The 17,284-nt window shown below is 40.1% G+C and carries 14 protein-coding genes; 7 read left to right on the top strand and 7 right to left on the bottom strand.

Annotated elements, in window-relative coordinates; all coding sequences use genetic code 11:
• Nucleotides 1–29: 29 nt before the first annotated feature.
• A complete protein-coding gene (locus JMW61_RS04125) occupies nt 30–572 on the top strand; it encodes an acyl-CoA thioesterase (RefSeq protein WP_201549716.1) in 543 nt (180 codons plus the stop codon).
• Between the two features lie 192 nt (nt 573–764).
• Complete coding sequence (locus JMW61_RS04130; protein ID WP_197099517.1) at nt 765–1,142, top strand: DsrE family protein; 378 nt, start codon at nt 765–767, stop codon at nt 1,140–1,142.
• A gap of 349 nt (nt 1,143–1,491) precedes the next feature.
• Here the strand turns inward: JMW61_RS04130 and JMW61_RS04135 are convergent, their stop codons facing one another.
• Nucleotides 1,492–3,312, bottom strand: coding sequence for an NACHT domain-containing protein (locus tag JMW61_RS04135; protein WP_197215454.1), 1,821 nt, complete (start codon nt 3,310–3,312; stop codon nt 1,492–1,494).
• Between the two features lie 233 nt (nt 3,313–3,545).
• Here JMW61_RS04135 and JMW61_RS04140 point away from each other — a divergent pair, with 233 nt between their 5' ends.
• Nucleotides 3,546–4,589, top strand: coding sequence for an NAD(P)H-dependent flavin oxidoreductase (locus tag JMW61_RS04140; RefSeq protein WP_201549717.1), 1,044 nt, complete (start codon nt 3,546–3,548; stop codon nt 4,587–4,589).
• A 2-nt stretch (nt 4,590–4,591) separates the two neighbouring features.
• Here JMW61_RS04140 and JMW61_RS04145 read toward each other — a convergent pair whose 3' ends face one another.
• Together JMW61_RS04145 and JMW61_RS04150 are read right to left on the bottom strand one after the other, a co-directional pair.
• Nucleotides 4,592–5,542: an alpha/beta hydrolase gene (locus JMW61_RS04145; RefSeq protein WP_197215449.1), complete on the bottom strand. Its 951-nt coding sequence runs from the start codon at nt 5,540–5,542 to the stop codon at nt 4,592–4,594.
• A gap of 132 nt (nt 5,543–5,674) precedes the next feature.
• Entirely contained in the window at nt 5,675–6,388 is a 714-nt protein-coding gene (locus tag JMW61_RS04150; protein WP_201549718.1) for an aspartate/glutamate racemase family protein, read from the bottom strand.
• 294 nt (nt 6,389–6,682) lie between these two features.
• Between JMW61_RS04150 and JMW61_RS04155 the strand changes: the two genes are divergently transcribed.
• The 3 genes from JMW61_RS04155 (at nt 6,683) to JMW61_RS04165 (ending at nt 9,505) form a co-directional block, all read left to right on the top strand.
• Nucleotides 6,683–6,937 (top strand): DUF2798 domain-containing protein, encoded by a 255-nt coding sequence (locus JMW61_RS04155; protein ID WP_110922124.1) that lies wholly within the window; start codon nt 6,683–6,685, stop codon nt 6,935–6,937.
• Nucleotides 6,938–7,348: 411 nt separating this feature from the next.
• Nucleotides 7,349–8,326 (top strand): zinc-binding dehydrogenase, encoded by a 978-nt coding sequence (locus JMW61_RS04160; protein ID WP_201549719.1) that lies wholly within the window; start codon nt 7,349–7,351, stop codon nt 8,324–8,326.
• Between the two features lie 174 nt (nt 8,327–8,500).
• Entirely contained in the window at nt 8,501–9,505 is a 1,005-nt protein-coding gene (locus JMW61_RS04165; RefSeq protein WP_201549720.1) for a YhdH/YhfP family quinone oxidoreductase, read from the top strand.
• 78 nt (nt 9,506–9,583) lie between these two features.
• On the opposite strand, the gene JMW61_RS04170 is transcribed toward JMW61_RS04165, so the two are convergent.
• From JMW61_RS04170 to guaA, 4 genes are all read right to left on the bottom strand, one after another.
• On the bottom strand, nt 9,584–11,266 hold the full coding sequence (locus JMW61_RS04170) for a hypothetical protein (protein WP_201549721.1): 1,683 nt from the start codon (nt 11,264–11,266) through the stop codon (nt 9,584–9,586).
• A gap of 91 nt (nt 11,267–11,357) precedes the next feature.
• The gene (locus JMW61_RS04175; protein ID WP_201549722.1) at nt 11,358–11,504 is read right to left on the bottom strand and encodes a hypothetical protein; all 147 of its coding nucleotides are present in this window, start codon (nt 11,502–11,504) and stop codon (nt 11,358–11,360) included.
• 202 nt (nt 11,505–11,706) lie between these two features.
• Complete coding sequence (locus tag JMW61_RS04180; RefSeq protein ID WP_201549723.1) at nt 11,707–12,393, bottom strand: zinc ribbon domain-containing protein; 687 nt, start codon at nt 12,391–12,393, stop codon at nt 11,707–11,709.
• A gap of 803 nt (nt 12,394–13,196) precedes the next feature.
• Nucleotides 13,197–14,792, bottom strand: coding sequence for a glutamine-hydrolyzing GMP synthase (guaA, locus tag JMW61_RS04185; protein ID WP_201549724.1), 1,596 nt, complete (start codon nt 14,790–14,792; stop codon nt 13,197–13,199).
• 504 nt (nt 14,793–15,296) lie between these two features.
• Here guaA and JMW61_RS04190 point away from each other — a divergent pair.
• Entirely contained in the window at nt 15,297–17,165 is a 1,869-nt protein-coding gene (locus tag JMW61_RS04190) for a BCCT family transporter (protein WP_265090097.1), read from the top strand.
• The last annotated feature ends 119 nt before the right edge of the window (nt 17,166–17,284 follow it).

Below are 17,284 nucleotides of genomic sequence, written 5' to 3' on the forward strand. Positions count from 1 at the left end.
CAACGTTTATAAACTTTTGAGAGTGTTCTATGTACCCATTTATCCGCTACGCCAGCACCATCGCTCATGCCGCCCTCAAAGCAAAACGAGGCGATACATTGACATTCAAGGACACCAGTGAGATTCAATTTCGCTGCCGCTTATCTGATATCGATAACTTTTTGGAGATGAATAACGGCCGCGTATTCACGCTGTATGATTTGGGGCGCATGGACTTTGCGGTACGGACTGGGCTTGGCAAGCAACTGTTAAAACAGCGTTGGGGTTTGGTCATCGCTGGCAGTACCATCCAATATCGTAAGCGTATTCGCGCCTTTCAAAAAGTCACGCTAAAGACCAAAATCGTCGGTATCGATGCGCGTTGGCTCTATATCGAGCAATCAATGTGGGTCAAGGGCAAGCCCTGCTCCTCTGCGCTACTGCGTACGGGTGTGACAAAGGGTGGCAGAGTGATCGACACGGCACAAGTACTGGCAGCATTGGGGCAGTCTGAGTGGGATCTACCGCTAACTGGCTACGTCGCCGAATGGATAGAGAGTGATGCTGATCGTCCGTGGCCACCAACAGAGTAGTGGCTAGAAATTTTAACTTAAAACAACTCTTGATAAGCGTTTATTGAAAGCACGTCACAAACAAGCCACCTTATGGCTACTATTGCATAACAATACATTATACAAATAAATATATTAAATGTTAGGATGGTAGTGAGTTTGACACTCAACCAAATACTATCTAATTAAAAATAGTCTCATAAGGAAAATAATATGATTAATAATACGGATTACGTCGGTACGCTATTCGACAATAGCGAATCAAACCCAAGCAAAATCACCTTGGCTTTTACCATGGCAGGTGTGGCACTCAAAAAAGGACACTCTGCCTCAGTGATATTGATGGTAGATGCCGTACATTTGGCATTGCCCAACGCGTTGGCAAAAGTGGATATTGGTGCGCCGTTTGAACCTGCTGGCGAGTTACTAGAAGCCTTTATCGAAAAAGGCGGCCAAGTATTGGTCTGTAGTGCTTGCATGAAACATAACGGTATCGGAGAGTCAGCCATCGATAAGCGCTTCACGGTTATCAGTGGTGATGATGTGGTTGAGCTGCTGATGAATGCAAAAGGGTCTTTGCAGTTGAGTTAAACAGTAAGCAAAGTTAGTTAATAAAGTTATAAAAGTGGGTCAGTTTTCTTAGTCATCGTTTTGATGGCTTGGGAGCTGGCTCTTTTTTCGTTAATTTTTATATTTCAAATCTAAAAATTAATCTTAATAGAAAATATATTAATCATAACTCTAATTAATATTCTAAAATCAAACCACTCTATAAGCCAAGCATCAATGTGAGACGGTGCTAAGAAATCTTAGCTAACCGCTGCTATTAGTTAATAAATATGAATTATTAATGAGAACTCTCACTTTGAATATGTCAAAGCAAGGTTTTCGATCTCGATAAAAATTGTTGATATAGTCTAATCTCATCATCACTAATGCATTAAATTAGGTCGGCAAAATCTATATCATTTTTCTCTGATTTTTCGATGAAATATTTTGTCTTTCTGATCTCATCAAGCAGTACATCTTTGTATGAGATAGCTATATTAAGTGCATCATCATATATCATGTGAATAAAATGGTTTGGGATTTCCTCTATTAGGGACACCTCCCAGTATTTTACACCATCTATCTCGCTAGCTACATGCCATTCTTTCTTATCAATACTTTTGATAGCTTTAATAATAATACTGTGTAACTTAATTAGATAATCCTCTTTAAAAGAAGATAACTTACCAAAATCATCACTAAACTCTATTCCTGCTCCTATACCCATAAAATCAGAAGTTTCTGTGACTTTTGGAAATGAACTCTTAATAAATGACAAATAAAGACTCTTATCATTTGAAAAATCTAAAAGATTTTCAATCTTAATTAACAAAGGTAAGTAGTAAAGTTTATTAAAGTTCAATTCATCCATCTCTTCCAATAAAGATAAAAAGTTTTCTGATTCAAAAAATATTTGATTTTTATCAAGTCTATTAAGTATTTTATTATATACTATTTCTTTACTTTCTAAAGTCATTTGTTTAACAAATAATGAGACAAAATACTCTTGTAAGGAGCGATGCGCAAAAGAATACAACCCGTTATCTTCAATCCACAATGCAACAGCTGAGCTTAAGTCTTTTAAGACCTTCTGGTTTTCAAATTTAATTTCACTTTTATTTCTTATAATTTTAAATTTTTCAAATATGTAGTCAGAGTCCCAATTAAATTTGCTGTCGAAATATGATAAATAGCAGAATAGCTGTAGCACTATTTCAAACTCTTCTTGAACTAAACCAGACTGTTTTTGCCGAATATAACCTACCTTAGTTTGACTATCATGTTCTGAAAATAGCGCTTGAATAACTCTCCTATAAAAAATATGTTTTTTAGCAGGTATATCTGCATTAGACTTAAATGTTAGGATGTATAGAGACAGCAATAAAGGGTTAGTTAGAAAGCCATTAATATGCATACTACTATTATTAATTATAGATTCATTAATTTTATTTCTAAGCTCAACCTCATCTCGTAATTGTGCATCCACAAAGCCTGAGATTTCACCGTCTTCCATAGAAAGCTCTTTCACATAGTAATTGTGAAATCGCTGTAGTTGCTCAATACCTGAGTAAGGTCTAGTGGTTAATATGAACTTATTTTCAGGATATTTATTGCTAAACTCACTTAAGCTTTGAACGATATCAGACTTAACTTCCACGTTTAGTTCATCATAACCATCTAAGAAAAATATAAACTTACCCTTTTCAAAGATTCTTTCTAAAATATTAGGGTTTTCAGCGATACAGTCTTCTAATACTTTGGTTTTAATATATTCTTGTAGACTATTTTCATTGTTATTTAAATATCGTAATTCTACAAGTACAGGAATCGCATACCCTGTTTTAATTGAGTTAAGGAATAAATGCTTTATAAGTGTGCTTTTGCCACTGCCTGCGTCACCTATAATAGTTACAGCATTAGATTTTTTAAATATATTAGCTACAATATTAGTTTCTATCACTTCATGGTCATTTTTTAATTTAACAGGATAGTAAATATTATAAATATAAACTGGTGTATTACCTCTTAAAAGGGTCTTAAGTTCAGAATATTGATCAAACTTTTTGTTTAAATATTTTTTTAAACCAATTTCAAAAAACTGTCTAGTTTGGTCGTTCATATTTTCAACAGCAGGTCTTATCTCATCAAGTATTTTTTTAATCAAGGCTGGAATAGTAGCTTTTAAGACAAGTGGAGTTACCGGATCTGACATTAAAATTCCTTACATTAATATCGGTGTTAAAATCGTATAGTTAGCTATAGTATTACACTATTTCCTTTACCCTTCCAACAAAATTCTAGTTAAAATCTACTTGTTCAACTACAAAACTGTAACCAAAACCCACCCCTCCTATTTCCTAACTAAATAAACACTATCTCACATACTCTGTGCTCAGCTCTGTTAAAGTAAGTCATGCAAACACCCTACTAAAAAGGCAGTCAGTCATGACCTTACTTAATACCCTAAACTTAACCTACCCTATCGTCCAAGCACCCATGGCAGGTGCAACCACACCCGAACTAGCGGCGACAGTGAGTAACTTTGGCGGACTGGGCTCATTAGGGTCTGGCATGACTGCTCCAGATGTTTTGACCAGCCAAATTGATACCATTCAATCGCTCACCGACCGATCTTTTATGATAAACCTGATGGTGCTATCTGAGCAGGACTCTACGACCTTTGATACCGCAATGCCTGCTTGGCTAAGTCAATATTATCAAGACAACAATATCGAATTTGCACTACCTGAACGCCCAGCGCTAAGCTTTTTAGACCAGTTACAAGTGCTCTATGACAATCCCGTTCCTGTCGCCAGTTTTACCTTTGGTATTATCAGTGCCGAGCAAGTTCAGCATCTGCAAGGTCTCGGCACGCGCGTCATCGGCACTGCCAATCATCCATTAGAAGCTAAAGCATGGGCAGATATTGGTGCTGATGCGGTATGTGTACAAGGGGTCGAAGCTGGCGGACATCGCGGTGGTTGGCTACCGCAAAGTGAAAGCGATCCATTGGGGTTATTGACACTGATTAGCCAAACGCGTGCCTGTACTGATATTCCGTTGATCGCAGCAGGTGGCATCATGAACGGCCAAGCCATTAAAGCTGTTCAGGCAGCTGGTGCCGAGTTGGCACAAATAGGGACAGCGTTTTTGACCACCGATACATGCGGTATCAATGACATTTATAAACAAGCATTACTCGATGCCAGTCAAGATAAGCGCAGCTCAGAAACGCGACTAACTCGATTATTCTCAGGTAAGCTCGCTCGTGGTTTGTTGAATGATTATTTGCGTGATTTTGCCAAATTTGAAAGCGCTAATGAGCTACCGCCCTATCCGCAATTAAATGCCATGACCAAGTTTATGCGAGCTAATGCGTCTCAGAACAGAGATGCAGAACATCAATCCCTTTGGGCAGGACAAGGGGTAGCTTTGGTCAAACAAGAGAGCACGCTTGAACTGCTTGAGCGATTAGTAAAAGCGTTATAAATTCACTCACCTTTTAATGTTGCCCGAAATTTTCTATAATCCTCGGCGGTCTCTTTTACCGCTTCTATCATCGGTACGTGACCGACTTCTGGCATCATAATAACTGTCGACTGCGGGATAATTTCTTTAATCAACGCAGTCGTTTCAGGCTTGATGACTTGGTCTTTTTCGCCCCAAACGACTAATGTCGGAATCTGATAGTTCGCAATGATTTTGGCACGCTCTTCGACATTGTCTGTGACGATCTGCTCTAGTATTTTGGACTCAAGCGCTTTATTAGCAATACGCTCTTGCGCAAACACCGCTTTTATCGATTTGGGTAAATAAGGCGGCTTGTACATGACAAAGTCATACATATCGTAAATATCTTCCGTCTTATTGACCAATAGCGGATTGTTCTCAAGCGTGGCATTTTCCAATGATTTAGGAATGCCTACTGACCAAAACCCTGCACTATCGATGAGCCATAGACTTTTGACATCGTCTGGATACTTTGCCGCATAAGCCACACTGATGGCCCCGCCCATCGAATTACCACCGATATGGATATTGGATGCCAAGCCTTTCGCTTGCATTAACTCATGCAGACGTTGCGCTTGAGCATCAGCGCGATAATCCGCAGTATCAGGTTTACTCGAATCCCCAAACCCTAATAAGTCTGGAATAACAAGGTGATAGTCATCCAGCTTGTCAGCGATACGAGTGAAATTGTCTTTATTACCGCCAAAACCATGAATCAATAATAGAGATTCAGCATTGATCGTATTATTTTCGGTATAAGTGAGTTGTTCACCAGAAGCGAGTATGAATACTTTACTGGTAAGGTCTGATTTAGCACGTTCGTGTTGGATGATTTTTTGAGTTGTATTTACGGCTAGCGTATTGGGTGCGGTGGTGCAACCGACGACTGACAAGCTGAGTACAGTCGCGAGGCTTAGGCGTTTTAATATCATCGAAACTTCCCTATTAAGAAACAGTAACAGACTGATGTGCAAGATGCGGCTAGTGCTGCGTATAGTCAATCTACTACAACTCGCCACCAAACAATAAAATTTATACACTAACTGCTTTCCATTAACCCTTACCTAATCATTTTTACCTAACAGAAAATTAACCGCTGCGGCAGCATGAATAGCCGTGATATCAAATACTGGAATCGGGCTATCGGCTTGACTGATAAGTAAGCCTATCTCGGTACAGCCCAATATCACGCCCTCTGCCCCCTCATTGGCTAAATCTGTAATGACTTGACGATAATACTGACGTGAGCTATCGAGTATCTGTCCTTGGCACAGCTCATCATAGATAATACGATGCACCTCTGCGCGAGCGTCAGTTTCAGGAATTAATACTTGTAATCCTGCATCGATAAGGCGCTGCTTATAAAAGTCTTGGGTCATGGTGAACTGTGTACCGAGTAGCGCGATCTTGGTCAGACCTTGCAGCTTAATCGCCTCGGCAGTAGCATCTGCAATATGAATAATCGGTAATCCGGCCGCGGCTTTAACGTCACTGACCACTTTATGCATGGTATTGGTCGCAATTAATAACCCCTGTGCACCAGCCGCCTGTAATCGCTCGCCACTATTTGCCATCATTGCGCCAAGCTCAGTCCATGCTCCTTGTGCTTGCAACGCGCCAATCGGTGCAAAGTCGACACTATGAATCAGCAAATCTGCTGAGTGTAAGTTACCCAACTCAACTTTGATGCCGTCATTGATTAAGCGATAATAGACCTGAGTACTCTCCCAACTCATACCACCAATGATACCTAATGTGCGCTGCTTTTGAGCTACCATTTCATTGTCCTATATGTTTATTGTGATCGACTTTATCGTAGCAAAATTAATCAGATTCAGTGCGCTATTTCTTTATACTGTACTCCTGTAAAAACTATCCTGTTGTAAAAATGGCTATAGTTTAACCATAACAAATATCAGCATTTATAATAACCATTTTATTCATTGGTCAGCACGCGATATGATAGTACTCAATGGCAAATTTTAACGGCCCCTACCACCATTTACTATATAAAATTGACACTTACCTCATCAGTGAAGTGTCTTTAGCACCACTCAGGACACTCTAAAACTATGGCAAATTTTCCTACCATCAGAATACGCACACGGCGCAAATACTACCGCCTTATCTTCACAGGTATCATGGCAATGATGATGTCACTGATTATCTCGACGGCCTTATTGGTGGTAAAACAAGGCTTTATCGACGGCTTTTTTATGGAGTTGATGCATTCGTGGGGACTGGCCTTTATGTTTGCGTGGCCAAGTGCTTATATTTGTGCTTATCTGGTACAAGAGCATGTGCTTAGTCGTATTGAATTTTATTAAACAGTATCGATAGCTATCATCATTCTGAGTCATCATCAGTCTAAGATAGTTTAGATGTAAGGCAGGCCAGTCAAGGTTCTACAGAGAATAGACTGAACTGGCCTGATGCCGTATCCCATGTATATGGGCTTGGCTATCTAACGCTAGAAAATATTACTGATGTAAGCCAAGCTTTCTATAATAAAATCCCGTTAGCGCAAATGTATCCAACGTCTAGACGACCAGTCTATTTTTAAGTATAGTGTCTTTGTTAGCCGATAACCTATAAGCATCATTATCATGGTATCGTTTCTACTAGAAGAAAAAATACATTGGTGAATGACCTTGATGACATGATGTTTATAGTCGGTTATTCGTACTCTTAATACACTTATAAATAAACCAAATCATAAATACATAAAGGAAATTATTATGCGTAGTGCTATTCATAACAGCTTTGGCAAACCTTCTGACGTATTGAGCGTGGGCGACAGTCCGATGCCGCAGCCTGCTGCCAACGAAGTCCGTATCAAAACCATCCTCTCCCCTATTCATAACCATGACATGCTGACAGTGAGTGGACAATATGGCTATAAGCCTGAGATGCCAGCCATCGGTGGTAGTGAAGCGCTAGGCATCATCGATGCGGTAGGCGATGATGTGACAGATTTTAGTGTAGGCCAGCGTGTAGCGTGTGCCAGTGTGCATGAGACGTGGGCGGAGTATTTTGTCGCCCCTGCCAGCATGGTATTTAACATGCCTGATAGCATCGAGGACGAGCTGGCGGCACAGCTGATTGCCATGCCACTGTCTGCCCTAATGCTATTAGAATTCTTGGAAGTAGATAGCGGTCAATGGATCATCCACAATGCGGCAAACGGCGCTGTCGGTAAAACCCTTGCCATGCTCGCAGCCGCACGCGGCGTGAACACGATTAATCTAGTCCGTAGCAAAGACGCGATAGAAGAGCTGACCTCACTCGGTATCAAAAACAATGTGGTCACAGCTGATGACGACTGGAAAGACCAAGTCCGCGCCATTATTGGTGATGACAAGATAACGGCGGCTGTTGATTCAGTCGGTGGCGAATCAAGCAATGAGCTACTATCATTACTTGGCAGCAAGGGCACGTTGGTCTCATTCGGTATCATGTCAGGCAAACCAATGGCACTGGATGCTGGTAGCTTGATCTTTAAGCAAGCCACTGTCAAAGGATTCTGGGGCAGCAAAACCAGCCAAGAAATGGACCTAGACAATAAACAACGTCTGATCACTGAGTTGCTAGAACGCGCATCTAATGGCGATTTGAAGTTACCGATCGAAGCTATTTATAGTTTGGACGATATCGCCACAGCCGTCTCTGGAAAAGTACAATCAAGTAAGAAAGGCAAAGTTCTTTTAAAACCTTAATTCCTGCACTCGCCTCCTAATTTCGTAATAAGGGCAAAAACCAGCGGTATTAGCAAATATAAGAAAGCCTATGTGTATTAACAACAAGATACGGTAGGCTTTTTTAACCATTCTGCAGTAATAATATCGCTAAGTTAATGAACACAAATAATAAAACTGAATAGGGATATAACAATGTCAAACGATACAACTTTCAAGGCCTTAGTCGTCGAAGAAACCAGCGATGGTGAATTCAAAAAAAGCATTCAAGAACGCAAAGTCAGTGATTTGCCAGAGAACGACTTACTTATCGAAGTACATTATTCATCGTTGAATTTTAAAGATGCGATGTCAGCATCGGGCAATAAACGAATCACCAAAGAGTATCCACACACGCCCGGTATCGATGCCGCTGGCGTGGTCGTCAGTGACAAGTCAGGCACGTTTACCGTAGGGCAAGAAGTATTGGTATTCGGCTATGATCTCGGTATGGATACAGATGGTGGACTCGGTCAGATGATTTCAATCCCCGCAGAGTGGGCGCTGGCTTGTCCAGAAACGCTAACCCTAAAAGAAGCAATGACATACGGTACTGGCGGCTTAACCGCAGCGCTGAGTGTGCAAAAGCTAGAGAAAATGGGCGCAAAACCAAGTGATGGTCCAGTCGCTGTGACTGGCGCAACAGGTGGCGTCGGTACGATCAGTATCGCTATCCTAAAGCAGCTCGGCTATGAGGTGATTGCGTTCTCAGGTAAGCCTGAGCAAAGCGAGCATCTAAAAGCATTGGGCGCGAGCGAAGTACGTCATCGCGATACCATCAATGAAATTGGTAACAAACCTGTCGGCCGTGAACTATGGGCAAACGCTATCGATACCATCGGCGGCGACTACTTACCCAACCTGCTCAAGCAAACCAAATCTGGCGGCGCGGTGACCAGTTGTGGCCTAGCTAGCGGCGCTGATTTTTCGATGTCGGTGATACCTTTTATCACCCGCGCAGTATCGCTATTGGGCATCGACTCGGTCTATATTCCATTGGCTGATAAAGAAGCTATTTGGAAACGTGTCGCCACCGATATGAAACTGCCCAATCTTGAAAGCTATGGTGAAGAGATTACGCTAGAGCAAACGCCAGAATACTTAGATCGCTTTATGTCGAGTAAGGTAGTTGGGCGTTATGTGGTGAATGTGAAGGGTTAGGTTTTTAAGAGCTAGTCTTATAAATAAAAGGCAGCATCTCTTTTGAGGTGCTGCCTTTTATTTATAAGACTTTTTTGCTTATGTATCATATTTCCAATGAAAGAGTAGTTTTGCTAAAAGTCCAGTATCCATGCTATTTAAAGGGAAAGATATAAAGGCTTTCTTATTTTCCTCAAACATAGTTTTTAGTTCTTTATTACTTTTATCAGAATAAAGTTCAGGAAAAGCGTCAAAATGATTCATAAACACGCCCCATTTGAACGCTATTTTAAAATCCTTCCAACCCTGTACGTTACCATTCTTATTAGGTTGTGCTAACGCTACTAGCATATAGTCTTCTATAAATTTAATTTGACGATTACCTGCTGAATATCTAATAGTTTCAAAAGCTTGCTTCATTGCCACAAGCGATTGTTCAAACTCTTTATCATAGTAGAAATTTAAACCATCTATCCAATGTTTTAGCCATGGAAAAACAATATCATTACCAACTTCTTGATACTCATTTAACCAATTTTTATAGCCAGATTTCTGATTTATAACTTCATAACCATCAATACAGTTTCCAATGTTTTTCATATAATCTTCAATATTTGGTTCGACTATAATGCCTTGAAAAAACTCAATTATAAAACTAGGTGCATCATTATTAGATTTCAACAACTTCAACAATTCCTGTCGAATCTTATAGATATCCTTATCAGAATTTTGGTTATTATTGGTAGAATGCACTTCAAAGTATCTCGATTGGGCCCACATAAGACCTTTAGCAATCCACTCTCCATATTTTATGCAGTTATTAAAAAACTGGTCTATTAAAGCGACTTTGAACCAACCTTTATCTGTAGTCTCTTGCAATTCTGCATTTATTGCCTGATAGCTTTTATCATTATGAACAGCTGAAAAATTTATGTGGAAATCAGTGTTTATTGACTTAGAATAACCTCTTAATTTATTTAATAAATCTGTTACTTCTTCTTCTTTATAGTTGTCATACATTTTTTTTAAGCAGTAGGTAGAAAACCTAGCTATCAATAAGAAAAATCTATATTTTTGCTTCCTATCCTCATCAATATTATGAAACCTAAAAGCTCTATCAAAGACATCTAAAATATTTGGAGATGGTGGTAGCTTAACTGTCGCACTTGCCCAGTTTTTTACGTTAGCTAAATCTTTTTCAATTTGGTCGAACTCCTCGTTGCCGCCGTTATTAATAGTGTTATGAAACTCTTCTTGGCTTTTATTTTCACAAGTATATATCCATTCAATAATAGTAGACAATGGGGTCGTATCTTTATATTCTAGATACCAAAATGTACTAGTAGGTGAGATAGATGTATCAAAAAAAGCGCTATAGTATTGCTTATATTTAAAAATTGAAAGAGTTGCTCGATGTAAAAAAACTTTACTTATCAGATAATATAGCGACTCTTTTTTTCCTAAATGAGTATGCTCAGTTAATACAGTCTGAGTATATATTTGAAATAATTCTACAAGTGGATCATACAATGTACCGCTATACATGGCATCCGTAAACAAGATATATATTGCTGACCTAAACTCGCTAATATGTTGTTCAGAGTTCTTTAAGAAATCACCTTCTTCCTTAGCTAGTCTATTAAGGCTTTTATGTAAACTTTTATCGTCCATATCAATATCGATGATGAAATTTTTCTTATTCTTAGATGGGATAATGCCTGTTGCATTATAAATAAATTTAATTAAATCACCTTGTGACGGAAATTGTGCTAAATCAGACATAATAATTCCTAAATTGATATATTATCCCAAAAATAAGTAGTTAAGTCTTCTGGTTATAGAAGACTTAACGGCTGACTATATAGTGTTAAAGCTAGCCTTTATTTTTTCGATTAGGATTCATCTGCTTACCTCGATTTCCTTGGGTTTGGTCATAAGCTTTATTAGTACCACCCGTTCCTTTATTTGGGTTTCTCATGTTAGAATTGTTGTCTGCTACAGTAGTTTTCTTCGTGCTCATATAGAATTCCTTTAAAAATTTAATTAGAAAATTTAGGCTTACTACTCACTGCTCTGTGAGTAAGTTCACTATAGTTAAACAAGGTTCTAATAACCAATAATTTTGGCGACATAAATTTACTATCCACCTTACCCATAAAAAACACCCAACCAAGTTGAGTGCTTTTTATTTCAGCTAAAGGCTAAGTAGAGAGAAAAACCGACTACACCAACCAAAACCAATCAGGGGCAAACAAGTAGGATATGCCCATTGATAGCAATACCGTCAATATACTACCCACAATTGCGCCAACCCATGTCGTACCACCCTTTTCCGCTAATTCCTGTTCAGCCATAACTGGATCTACGTTATTATCCATGATTTTTTTTATATTTTTGACACTGTGACTAAAGTAAAAATAATTACCTAACATACCTGTTAATACTGCCCATGCGATAAAAAAACTGGTTTGACCTATAGAGCTATACGTTTCCATACCGAGCATATACATCAAAATCAAATCGACTGCATTGATACCAATTACAATACATAGAGCTACTAGGTACATCTTGCGATAACACAACCAAGATGCTCCCAAGAGGAGTCCAGCAACATTAAAACTGTGAATGCTCGAACCATCATTATTGACGTCTAGGCGTGGCTCACTATCTTTAAACCACTTATCACGGTAAAAACCATCATACTTTTCACCGACGAAGGCCGCCAGTAAAGTATCCGCTGTCTCAGAGTCAGAAGATACTGTGTTTTGTGAGCTTTGCGCATCTTTTGAGATATTAACAGCAGTGAGCGGTGGTGGTGTCTGTGCTTGAATATCAGAGAGCTGCTGTCCACATTTTGAGCAAAATCCTGCGTCACTTGAGTTTTCTTGATCACAATTATTACAAAGCATCTTATCCCTTAGTTTTACTAAATACTGAACGGTTAGTTGTCTTATTTCGACTTCAACAATCAATAGCCAATTAAAGTTGACTACATTATAGATAATAAAGACAAATGTTCAATAAAAAACTAAAGCCTTCTTAGTTGCCTGTTTATTCAAACCAAAAAAAACACCCAACTAAGTTGAGTGTTTTTTTATCATTTGAAGCTAAGTATTATCTAGAATCTTACTCTCACTCAGTCGTAACCGCCAGTAACTGCCTCTTTACGGATATTATTGATAATTCTAATAATGTTACTTGTAATTTTTTATATTTTCTTAATTATATATTGAATTTTACTGACGAAGACCTTATTTCATAGATGAGGAATAACCTCTCTAAATTAAAGGATTAAATCATGAGTTTGAAGCCAGGACCGAAACCAATTGCTAAGTCGACTGGGAAGCCAGATCAACGTCGACGTGATAATAAAAATACTCCAGGAAATACTCCATCTGTAAAGCCAAGTAAATCCTCCAAATGAGGATAAAATAATCTTACTTTTAATGGCAAGCCAGAACTAATTGTACTGGCTTCTCTTCAATACAATAGTACCGAAATTGCCTTTTCTTATTAGCCAATTTAGTCTAGTAAGTCTTAGTCTTAGAAATTTACGTTGAACATCCTAATTCAATGAGTTAGATAAAAGAGAGTTAGGTAATATTCCCAACTTACCAATCTATATAAGTTATCAGTGAAAAGATGATAAACATAAAAAAGCCCACGCTATCGTGGGCTTTTTTTATGACTAACAGCGCTACTTAAGGAAGAATTATTCCCACTCAATCGTCGCAGGTGGCTTGCTTGACACATCATAAGTCACGCGAGATACTTCAGCGATTTCATTCATGATGCGGTTTGATACCGTCTCGATCAAATCATACGGCAGATGCGCAAAGCGTGCCGTCATAAAGTCTACCGTCTCAACCGCACGTAGCGCGATTACCCACGCATAGCGGCGGCCATCACCGACCACGCCGACAGATTTGATTGGTTGGAATACGGCAAATGCTTGTGCAGTCTTGTCATACCAGCCTGAACGCTCAAGCTCTTGCATAAAGATAGCATCAGCTTGACGCAAAATATCAGCATATTCTTTTTTAACTTCACCAAGGATACGCACGCCCAAACCTGGACCTGGGAACGGATGGCGATAGATCATTTTGGCTGGTAGGCCCAAAGTAATACCAAGCTTACGCACTTCATCTTTAAACAAATCACGTAATGGCTCAATCAGCTTAAATGCCAAGTCATCTGGCAAACCGCCTACGTTATGGTGGCTCTTAATCACGTGTGCTTTGCCTTGATGCGACTTAGCAGATTCGATGACGTCTGGGTAAATCGTACCCTGTGCTAAGAATTCAACGACTTTACCATCGCTCTGCTCGCTCACTTGACGCGCGCTATCAGCGAATACGTCGATGAACGTTTTACCAATGATTTTACGTTTCTTCTCTGGATCAGACTCGCCTGCCAATGCATTTAAGAATAAGTCTTCTGCATCAACACGGATGACTTTTACGCCCATGTTTTCTGCAAAGATTTGCATGACTTGGTCGCCTTCGTTCAAACGAAGTAAGCCGTTGTCCACAAATACGCAAGTTAGCTGATCGCCAATGGCTTTGTGCAATAACGCTGCTACCACTGAGCTATCAACACCGCCTGACAGACCTAGCAATACTTGCTTGTCACCGATTTGCTCTTTTAACTGTGCGATACGCATCTCAGCGATGTTGTCTGGTGTCCAATCGCCTGCGCACTCACATATTTCATGAACGAAACGACCTAGCAATGCCTGACCTTGTAAGGTATGCGTCACTTCTGGATGGAACTGTAGACCGTAATATTGCTTGTCATCATTGGCCATAATCGCAATTGGACAACTTGGCGTACTAGCAACGATGTCGAAGCCTTCAGGGACTTCAATCACTTTATCGCCATGACTCATCCAGACATTGAGCGTGCCAGCTGCATCTTCGATACCATCGATCAAGGTAGACGTGCCATTGATGTTGATAGTCGCTGCGCCAAACTCATGGATATCACTGGCATGAACCTGCCCGCCGAAACGATCTGCCATCGCTTGCATACCGTAGCAAATACCCAATACTGGTACGCCCAAATCAAACACTGCGTCGTTGATACGTGGGCTGTTTTCAGCATGCACGCTCTCAGGGCCACCCGATAGGATGACGCCTTTTGCGCCAAAATCGATGATGCGCTGAGCGTCGATGTCATAAGGGAACATCTCACAAAACACCCCAGAATCGCGCACACGGCGGGCGATCAGCTGGCTATATTGCGAGCCAAAATCGAGGATTAAGATGCGGTCTTCTTTAATGGTAGGAGTGGCAGCAGTTGTGGTCATAAATCGATGTCCATCAATAGATAAATTGGTGCCCTATTTTAACAAGTTTACGCCCTCTATTGGCTATTAGATGTTCGATTATTAACAGTTATGCATAAATATTTGAATTTTTAGAAGGTAGGTGCTCGAAAACAACCCGACCTAAAGTAAATAATAAAGAAAACCAAAACCAGTTCATTACGGGAGTATTGCAATTAAACAAACAAAACCATGTATTTACCGCTACTATGCTCATAGTGATTATGGTCGTAGTGGTTATGCTCATAGAAGGTAGGCTTATATCTACCATGCTGACCATTACCATAAAATATGATACACATAGTAGTAATAAAGATGAAGGCTATCTAGTGAGTAGTCTTGGAAAATTGATTAGCACTTTAGAATACCCAAACCTTAATTGCAGGAAATATATCAACCACGAACAAAAGGAATTCTAGTCTTAAAAACTGAATAAGTGATAGACAGTAATGTCAAATACAAAGAGCAATATAAAGAGACAATGAAATGAGTAACTTTGATAACGAGCAAAATCGTCAGAAACCAGCTAAGGGCACGAGTAAATCTTCAAAAGAATACCTTCCAGATTATGTAAAAGCACGATCAAAGCACCACAAACCTCCACATCTAGGCACCTTTGATGTCGGGATGTCAGTACCACAATGGCGACCCGACCACGTACCTGATACCCGTATCGACAAATTCACGTTTTTTATGGTATTGGCCATCCTTTTCAGTATCGCCATACCTTTGATACTATTCCCCGAACAAGGCAAAGCTTGGGTAGGAATAGCACGTAGCTTTGTGGTTGATAACTTTGGCTTCGCTTATCTAGCGTTCGGTGTTCTCGCCATGATGTTTGTCATTTACATCGTAATATCTGACATCGGTAAGATCAAACTAGGCCGCCCAGAAGAAACTCCTGAGTTTTCAGATTCTTCTTGGGCGTCCATGTTATTTTGTGGCGGTATTGGTGCCAGCATCCTGTATTGGGGGCTGATTGAGTGGGCTTATTATTATCAAGGCCCTCCTTTTAATCTACCGGGCGGCTCACCTGATGCTATTCGCTGGGCAACCACCTACGGTATCTTTCACTGGGGTCCTGTCGCTTGGTCTATCTACTTAGTACCTGCTGTGCCTATCGCTTATTTTTACTATGTGCGTCAGACACCCATACTCAAAGTTAGCCAAACGCTCATGCCATTGTTGGGTGAAAAGCTGGCTGGCAGTAACTGGGCCAAGATGCTTGATGTACTATTTGTCTTCGGTATGGTTGGTGGTGGCGCGACGACGCTAGGTCTGGCCTCTCCGCTTATCAATGAAGGCTTACACAACCTGTTTGGTTTGCCACGTAACACCACGATGCAGATTGTGGTCTTATTAATCACCACCATGATATTTGCTTACAGTGCCTATCAAGGGTTAAAAGGCGGCATTCAAAAACTCTCCAATATTAATTTTTACTTAGCGGTCGCCTTCTTATTATTTATTCTGATTGTCGGACCAACTGTCTTTATTTTGAATACAGGCTTAGAAGCGCTAGGGCGTTCTATCACCGAAATGCCGCGCATGATGACTTATATCGAACCCTTTAAAGACTTCCCAGAGTTCGGCTTTGAGCACACGACCTTTCCACAAGATTGGACGGTTTTCTATTGGGCATGGTGGCTAGTATTTGCACCAACTATCGGTCTATTTATTGCCAAAATATCTAGAGGTCGTACCATACGCAATATGGTCTTGGGATCCATGTTCTATGGCTCGCTTGGCTGTGCTATGTTCATGATTATCTTGGGCAATTATGGCCTGTATCTACAATTGACAGGGACGGTCGATGTGGTTGCAGTGCTCAATAACGAGTCTCCAACTGCTGCCATCTTTGCTATCTTAAATAGCTTGCCGATGTCTTATTTGGTCGTCGCGGTATTTACTTTCTTAGCTGTTATCTTTACCGCCACCACCTTTGACTCCATCTCTTATATCTTGGCATCTGTCGTACAGGTAGAAGTAGATGACGAGCCACATCGTTGGAATCGACTATTTTGGGCATTCACTTTGTGCTTATTGCCCGCTATTTTGATGTTCTTAGGAGATCTGCAAACCTTACAGACGGCTTCTATTATCGCGGGTGCACCGCTCATTGTCATTCTATGTATGATGATGATATCTGTGATCAAAGCCGCTCGATATGATCTGGCTTATCAGCCTGATTATGGTCTAAAAACCATTCATATCGAAGAGTTACCTGACAATGCACCGTGGGAAGTAGGCGAAACTTCAGAGTCGCTTGAAGGCTCGGTTATGCATCAGCATGAAGAGTGGGAGCAAATGCGTGAGGATACTGAAAATGCTGAGAACGCGAAAAATGATGATTAATTATTACTAATAAAAATCACCATTAACGTTGTTTTAAAGCAGTGAAAAGGCTGGACTACCTTGGTAGACCAGCCTTTTTTGTTATCTATATTTTTTGTTATATAGCCCCTTTATAAAAG

Origin of the sequence: Psychrobacter fjordensis, assembly GCF_904845995.1 — a bacterium.
Classification (GTDB): domain Bacteria; phylum Pseudomonadota; class Gammaproteobacteria; order Pseudomonadales; family Moraxellaceae; genus Psychrobacter; species Psychrobacter fjordensis.

Coding starts and splice junctions, on each gene's coding strand:
- JMW61_RS04125 (WP_201549716.1), top strand. CDS start 30: ATGTACCCATTTATCCGCTACGCCAGCACCATCGCTCATGCCGCCCTC.
- JMW61_RS04130 (WP_197099517.1), top strand. CDS start 765: ATGATTAATAATACGGATTACGTCGGTACGCTATTCGACAATAGCGAA.
- JMW61_RS04135 (WP_197215454.1), bottom strand. CDS start 3,312: ATGTCAGATCCGGTAACTCCACTTGTCTTAAAAGCTACTATTCCAGCC.
- JMW61_RS04140 (WP_201549717.1), top strand. CDS start 3,546: ATGACCTTACTTAATACCCTAAACTTAACCTACCCTATCGTCCAAGCA.
- JMW61_RS04145 (WP_197215449.1), bottom strand. CDS start 5,542: ATGATATTAAAACGCCTAAGCCTCGCGACTGTACTCAGCTTGTCAGTC.
- JMW61_RS04150 (WP_201549718.1), bottom strand. CDS start 6,388: ATGGTAGCTCAAAAGCAGCGCACATTAGGTATCATTGGTGGTATGAGT.
- JMW61_RS04155 (WP_110922124.1), top strand. CDS start 6,683: ATGGCAAATTTTCCTACCATCAGAATACGCACACGGCGCAAATACTAC.
- JMW61_RS04160 (WP_201549719.1), top strand. CDS start 7,349: ATGCGTAGTGCTATTCATAACAGCTTTGGCAAACCTTCTGACGTATTG.
- JMW61_RS04165 (WP_201549720.1), top strand. CDS start 8,501: ATGTCAAACGATACAACTTTCAAGGCCTTAGTCGTCGAAGAAACCAGC.
- JMW61_RS04170 (WP_201549721.1), bottom strand. CDS start 11,266: ATGTCTGATTTAGCACAATTTCCGTCACAAGGTGATTTAATTAAATTT.
- JMW61_RS04175 (WP_201549722.1), bottom strand. CDS start 11,504: ATGAGCACGAAGAAAACTACTGTAGCAGACAACAATTCTAACATGAGA.
- JMW61_RS04180 (WP_201549723.1), bottom strand. CDS start 12,393: ATGCTTTGTAATAATTGTGATCAAGAAAACTCAAGTGACGCAGGATTT.
- guaA (WP_201549724.1), bottom strand. CDS start 14,792: ATGACCACAACTGCTGCCACTCCTACCATTAAAGAAGACCGCATCTTA.
- JMW61_RS04190 (WP_265090097.1), top strand. CDS start 15,297: ATGAGTAACTTTGATAACGAGCAAAATCGTCAGAAACCAGCTAAGGGC.